Origin of the sequence: Croceicoccus hydrothermalis (assembly GCF_022378335.1) — a bacterium.
GTDB classification, from domain to species: domain Bacteria; phylum Pseudomonadota; class Alphaproteobacteria; order Sphingomonadales; family Sphingomonadaceae; genus Croceicoccus; species Croceicoccus hydrothermalis.
Genome location: NZ_JAIQCI010000010.1, coordinates 1 through 5,204, shown reverse-complemented (window position 1 = coordinate 5,204; position 5,204 = coordinate 1). Strand labels below are relative to the sequence as shown.

Annotated in this window: 7 protein-coding genes; 2 read left to right on the top strand and 5 right to left on the bottom strand. The window is 57.0% G+C overall.

Features of this window, described 5'->3' with window-relative positions; all coding sequences use genetic code 11:
• Positions 1 to 16: 16 nt before the first annotated feature.
• Together K4G67_RS08700 and K4G67_RS08695 are read right to left on the bottom strand one after the other, a co-directional pair.
• The gene (locus tag K4G67_RS08700) at positions 17 to 676 is read right to left on the bottom strand and encodes an AbiEi antitoxin N-terminal domain-containing protein (protein WP_239805999.1); all 660 of its coding nucleotides are present in this window, start codon (positions 674 to 676) and stop codon (positions 17 to 19) included.
• Positions 677 to 725: 49 nt separating this feature from the next.
• A complete protein-coding gene (locus K4G67_RS08695; RefSeq protein ID WP_239805998.1) occupies positions 726 to 1,109 on the bottom strand; it encodes a hypothetical protein in 384 nt (127 codons plus the stop codon).
• Here K4G67_RS08695 and K4G67_RS08690 point away from each other — a divergent pair.
• Positions 1,087 to 1,293 carry a helix-turn-helix transcriptional regulator gene (locus tag K4G67_RS08690; protein ID WP_239805997.1) on the top strand — a complete coding sequence of 69 codons (207 nt, stop codon included), beginning with the start codon at positions 1,087 to 1,089 and terminating at the stop codon, positions 1,291 to 1,293. The genes K4G67_RS08695 and K4G67_RS08690 overlap by 23 nt on opposite strands.
• Positions 1,290 to 1,487: a helix-turn-helix domain-containing protein gene (locus K4G67_RS08685; protein ID WP_239805996.1), complete on the top strand. Its 198-nt coding sequence runs from the start codon at positions 1,290 to 1,292 to the stop codon at positions 1,485 to 1,487. The genes K4G67_RS08690 and K4G67_RS08685 overlap by 4 nt, the downstream gene beginning before the upstream one ends.
• Positions 1,488 to 1,686: 199 nt before the next feature.
• Here the strand turns inward: K4G67_RS08685 and K4G67_RS08680 are convergent, their stop codons facing one another.
• From K4G67_RS08680 to K4G67_RS08670, 3 genes are all read right to left on the bottom strand, one after another.
• Positions 1,687 to 2,481: a hypothetical protein gene (locus tag K4G67_RS08680; RefSeq protein WP_239805995.1), complete on the bottom strand. Its 795-nt coding sequence runs from the start codon at positions 2,479 to 2,481 to the stop codon at positions 1,687 to 1,689.
• Positions 2,481 to 3,386, bottom strand: coding sequence for a hypothetical protein (locus tag K4G67_RS08675; protein WP_239805994.1), 906 nt, complete (start codon positions 3,384 to 3,386; stop codon positions 2,481 to 2,483). The genes K4G67_RS08680 and K4G67_RS08675 overlap by 1 nt, the downstream gene beginning before the upstream one ends.
• A gap of 66 nt (positions 3,387 to 3,452) precedes the next feature.
• Positions 3,453 to 4,631: a tyrosine-type recombinase/integrase gene (locus tag K4G67_RS08670; protein WP_239805993.1), complete on the bottom strand. Its 1,179-nt coding sequence runs from the start codon at positions 4,629 to 4,631 to the stop codon at positions 3,453 to 3,455.
• Positions 4,632 to 5,204 lie beyond the last annotated feature (573 nt).

Here is a 5,204-nt window from a genome sequence, read left to right as displayed (position 1 = left end):
CCCAACATCGATCGATCTATGCAACGCTAACGGGGTCCCTTTTGCGCGCCGATAGGGGGGCCCGATTGAACGCCGATTGACAAGTTTGCAGGCGGCGCGGACTGAGATCGCTCAAGCCCTCCATCAAGGCATCGACCTGATGAAAGCTCTCATGCTTGGGCAGTTCATCGAGCAATTCGAGAACGGCGCGCTCCTTGCTCGAATAGCGAACAGGCAATTGCGCGCCTGCGGCACTATACATGGTGGGGCTTGGCAATGGCGGCGTGTCGGCATCTGCCGGAAACAGGCGCAAGCTGTTGTGCCATGCGAATGTCACTTCGAGCGGCAAATCATCCAGCCAGGTTGGCGGTCGTGTCGGTCCGTACAGGTGAACTGTCCGGACGTTTGCCGAAAGGTAGTGGGCATAGCCTTGCTGTTCGAGCGCGGTGCGACCGCCAACGGTCAGTGGCAGGTCAAGCATGGTCTGGAGCGAGATCACGACCTGCTGCCAGGTCAGAGGCCCACGTGAACGGCGATAGACCCGTCGCGCTGGGCTATCCAGCCAGCCGGAACTTACGTACTGGCTGCGCAGCGCGGACGAATAGCCATTGGCCTCCAGCCAGGCGGCATCGACCAGAAGTCCTTCCGGAAGCTCCTGCTGAAGCTGGTTTAGCTTGCTGTCCAAACGCGTAGCCATGCTTAGTGTTTTGCCACTTGTGTAAACTCGTGTCCAGTTTGAAATGACCTCAAAAGACTAAGCTTGACTTAGCGTTCTTGCAAATCTTCAAACTACGAAGCCAAGCCGACTGCGCGAAAGAAGACATGATTCGTGCGCGAAATCCGGCAACGCTGGCGCCGAAACCCGTCGCTGCCGTCGCAAATCCGCGCGTGTCAGCCACAAAATCGCGTTGAACGAAAAAAATTCTCACAACCAAGCGCAACGGAGCGGTTTGTCCGCCAATGTCTCTAACCGTCCATAGTCGGTTCAAATCGTGCAAATCGTTGAAGAATTGACCGAATTCCAACTGAACCTGGCCCTTGCGCCTTTCCGAAAAGTTCTCATTATGTTCCGAAGAGGGGCTGCCGATGTCAAAGTGAGAATGCCCCATGTCGAATACCGAACGCATCATCCGCCTCAAGACCGTGCTCGACCGCACCGGTCTTTCCCGCTCCACCATTTATCGCAAGATCGCAGAGGGCACGTTCCCGTCGCAGGTCAAGATCAGCATCCACGGCGCGGGCTGGCACGAGTCAGCCATCAATCGCTGGATTGCCGATCCCGTTCACTATCGTGAAGAGGAACCGGCGGAATGAGCGGCCATCAACACATCGAACCGATCTGCGTTGGGATTAATGACGCTGCCCGTATGATAGGCGTTGGACGTACGAAGCTGTACGAGCTGATTTCAGCTGGCGAACTCGAAACGGTGAAGATCGGCAACGCAACTCGCGTAACCACCGCCAGCCTCCATGCACTTGTCATGCGACTGAGTGTGGCGAGCAGATAACAACTGCCGACGGTAGCCGCACTTTATGGTCGATAGCTCGTCAAGGATGATTTTGTTGCCGTCTCTCCGTGCTGTCACGCCATGCCCGGCGTTCAGGGATCGGGCGCTTAGGGGAGAAAGTGAGCCCTAAGTCCGATCCGCCGGTGTTTTGCGCGACCGCCGGCTGCGCGCGGGCCAGGTAAGGCCCTCATCAAGACGATTACTTCAGTTGGCTCACGCGAGCGCGAAGCGCTTCACGTGCGGTGTCGAGCGCAACTGTGTTCGTCTTGGCTGAGCAAAGATCGGCGGCCTTTTCGCCTAGAAAGTAGGCAATTCGTTCGTTGTTGGCTCCGCTTGGATGAGGAAGGCCAGCCATAATCCGATTCTTGTCGATCTTTCCAAGCGATGCCAGATGATTGAGCGCAGCAGTGACCTTCGGACCGAGTGGCACTAAAATGGTATTCGGCAAAGCGGCGAGTTCCTCGCCAGTGTAGTCTTCAAGCCAGCGCCTCAATTCCGGCGTTTTGACCATGTCGGGATTGCCGGACCAGTTATCACCATCCACGAAGACTGGATAACGTAGTGCCGAGGTGAAGTGAACGAGCGCGGAGTCGCGGTCCCACAGCGTGGCCGTCGTCTCCAATCCTAACAGTTCGGCGACACCAACGAGATCAAGCATCCGGACCAGGTTGCCGCGCATTGAACCAGAGAAGCTGGCAAAGACCTTTGCGTCTTTGGCAGCCTTGTCGAGAGACATGCCTTTCATGAGCGCCGCTTGGGCGGCTCGCAGTGCGTTTCCGGCCTGCTGACGCCCAGGCGTCATGCCGACAATGACAATCCGAGCGTCCCGATTAACGTAGTCGAAGGGCGCATAGCACATTGTCACTTCGCGATTTCGAATCTGGCAGCTTTCCATCCAAAGATTTGGAATGGCAGCCGGGTCGTTGAGGGATTGAGGCGCCAACCCTCGTATTCGGTCCGCATATTGAGAGAACTTGTTCGGGATTGAGCGCATCAGAGAGTTCCTTCGAATTTCTGGATTTTCTGGATGAGGGCTTCGGAGATCGAGGCTGGCAAAAGTTCGCCCTCGTCAAACCAACGTCGCGCATCTTCGACTGTGAAATCAAAAGCTGGGGCGAGCGATGCTAATGGGCCTAGATTTACGATGCTGGCCATTAGCAAACCACGCGTTGAGTTTGCTGGATTGGCGTTCGCCAAGCGTTGGGTGATCCACCCGGGATCGACGGCAGAGACATGGAAGTCCTTGCGACTTCTCAGCCAATCTACCGCATCAAGTGCGTGAAGGTGGACAAATGCTGGAGAAGCGCTGTTGCGATCCTGGGATGTCCTGTCCGCACTCGTCCTGATTAGCTTATCTGGACCACAGCGATTACGTATCGTGCGCGTGTCCAGTCCCGCGAGGAGAGCCAAATCGCCCACTGTTAACGACGATTCAGTCTCCCCATAGAAGGCCCCTTCGATTGTCTCGATGAGATTTAGCCATGCGTAAGCAAGCTCGTAGATTCTTCTGACTTCGCCATTCCTTGCTGCGGTGAGGTCTAGGCCGCCCAGCGCGACGTCTGGGAGGGTCGACAGGAAGTGTTCTAGGAAATCGAGAGCATCGTTCCGGCCAAACTCAACATCCGGTCGATGCTCATCCTGAAGAGAAAGCTGGCGACGCTCCAACATTCCGAGCAGGAGACAAACCCGATCCGCAATGGCAAAGCGCGCCAGATCGATTGAGGCGATCTCAGCTTCGGAGAGGTTTTCATCTGCAAGCCCCTCGACCTCGATCCCGAGAAATTCATTTCGGACCTTCGAACCAGCCGGGTCGGCAAGCGTGAAATAGAGGTCATCTGCCTTCAGTAGGAGGCAATGCCGCAAGTTGATTTCAATTTCGGTGAGAGAGGGAATTTCCATGGCAAGCCCCTTTGTGATATCTCCATATCACTAGAAAGGAGACTCATGTCAACGGGAAAATGATATCTAGATATCACAAACCGTGCGGGTCGAGGATTTCGGTCCCGTTTGGCCGATGAATTCGGCCCACATCGCCATCAGCTCGCGCCGCTTGTCGAAGAAGTCGGTGCGGCGATAGGCGGCTTCGACCTGGTTGCTCAGCTTGTGGGCCAATGCCTTGTCTGCCACTTCCTTCGGAAAGTCGGTCTTCTCCGCCGCCCAATCAGTAAAGGCGGAGCGGAAGCCGTGCACGGTTGCGCCCTTTATCCCGGCATCGCGCAACAGTTTGGTCATTGTCATGTCGCTGATCGGCTTCTCGCCATTGTTCGAGAAGACGAGGCCATCGTCGCTCGTGCGCAGTTTCCAGCGCCGACGCAGAATGGAGACCGCTGCCTTGGAAAGCGGCACCACATGCGTTTCCTTTGCCTTCATGCGCTCGCCGGGGATGGTCCAGACCGCCTTGTCGAGGTCGACCTCGGTCCAGACGGCCTTGCGCGTTTCGCTCGACCGCACGGCGTTGTAGATCGTGAAACGCAGGGCATCGCGGCCCGTGGTGGGTGATGCGGTCGCCAGCTCCTTCATGAACGCCGGAATCTCTGCATAGGGCATGGCCTTGAAGTGTTCGACCTTGTCCGTCTGGCGCGGCAATCCTTTGCGGACTGAGCGCAGCGCGGCCTCTTCATCCCGCCATCCCTTGATATGCGCGAAGTCGAGCACGGCACCGATGCGCTGCAAGATCTTACGAGCGGTGTCGGGGATTTCGAGCCAGATGGGCGTGAGCACCTCGACCACATGAGTGCTGTCCACCTGATCGACGGGCTTCCTGCCGATCAGCGGGAAGACGTGGTTTTCCATGCTGGCGATCCAGTTACGATAGTTCTGGTTCTTCCAGCCGTCCTTCAGCGCCTCGTAGCACTCGCGCGCTGCGGTTTCGAAGCTAGGCACCACCTTGCGCGACTTTTGTCGCTCGGCAACCGGATCGATCCCGGCGCGAACCTGGCGGCGCAATGCGGCTGCGGCGTCCCGCGCCTCAGTCAGCGTCACGTCGAGCGCCGATCCCAATCCATAGTCGCGCCGCCTGCCGTTATGCTGCATCCGCAAGACCCAACTACGGGAGCCGCTTTCCTTCACGAAGAGACACAAGCCACGGCCATCAACGTAGCGACCGGGCTTGGCGTTCTTCACCTTCAATGCTGTCAGTGCCATAGGTCATACACACCATAAAATTGTTCCAACTTTCGACCCCACATGATGACCGAAATGCAGGCAAACGGGGGCGATCAACCGTGAACACGGTAGAAGACAAATCCCTGATTTTACAGAGTAGTTAGGGACGTCCCGACACTGCCTGCGACGGAAGTTTTAGCATTGTCGGGTGCGCCAAAAATCAACGACTTAGCAGACATTTGAAGCCCTCGCCCATCGGTTTGTGCGAGTTAAAGGCGAGTCACCGCCCTCTCTTGATTGCAGGGCCGGAGGCGAGAGCGCGTCTTAGGGCGCTATTACTCCGCCCGTGGTGGGCTGGGCCTCCACACAAAATAAAAGCCCACGCGAAGGCGGCAACCAACGCGCGGGCGGAAACCAAAAGCGGCAAAGCAACTGGCGATCGCAATCCTACCGGCAACGGGAGGGCTGTGCAATGCTGATCGCATTTCCGAACCTTCCCTGCCGCGCATGGCTGATCGAACCAACCGACTGTTCGCCGTCAGCACCAATGGCACAGATTTACGGTTGTAGATTAAGGAGGATTTGGGTCTCGTCGTAGTGACGAAGGAACGA

Coding starts and splice junctions, on each gene's coding strand:
- K4G67_RS08700 (WP_239805999.1), bottom strand. CDS start 676: ATGGCTACGCGTTTGGACAGCAAGCTAAACCAGCTTCAGCAGGAGCTT.
- K4G67_RS08690 (WP_239805997.1), top strand. CDS start 1,087: ATGTCGAATACCGAACGCATCATCCGCCTCAAGACCGTGCTCGACCGC.
- K4G67_RS08695 (WP_239805998.1), bottom strand. CDS start 1,109: ATGATGCGTTCGGTATTCGACATGGGGCATTCTCACTTTGACATCGGC.
- K4G67_RS08685 (WP_239805996.1), top strand. CDS start 1,290: ATGAGCGGCCATCAACACATCGAACCGATCTGCGTTGGGATTAATGAC.
- K4G67_RS08680 (WP_239805995.1), bottom strand. CDS start 2,481: ATGCGCTCAATCCCGAACAAGTTCTCTCAATATGCGGACCGAATACGA.
- K4G67_RS08675 (WP_239805994.1), bottom strand. CDS start 3,386: ATGGAAATTCCCTCTCTCACCGAAATTGAAATCAACTTGCGGCATTGC.
- K4G67_RS08670 (WP_239805993.1), bottom strand. CDS start 4,631: ATGGCACTGACAGCATTGAAGGTGAAGAACGCCAAGCCCGGTCGCTAC.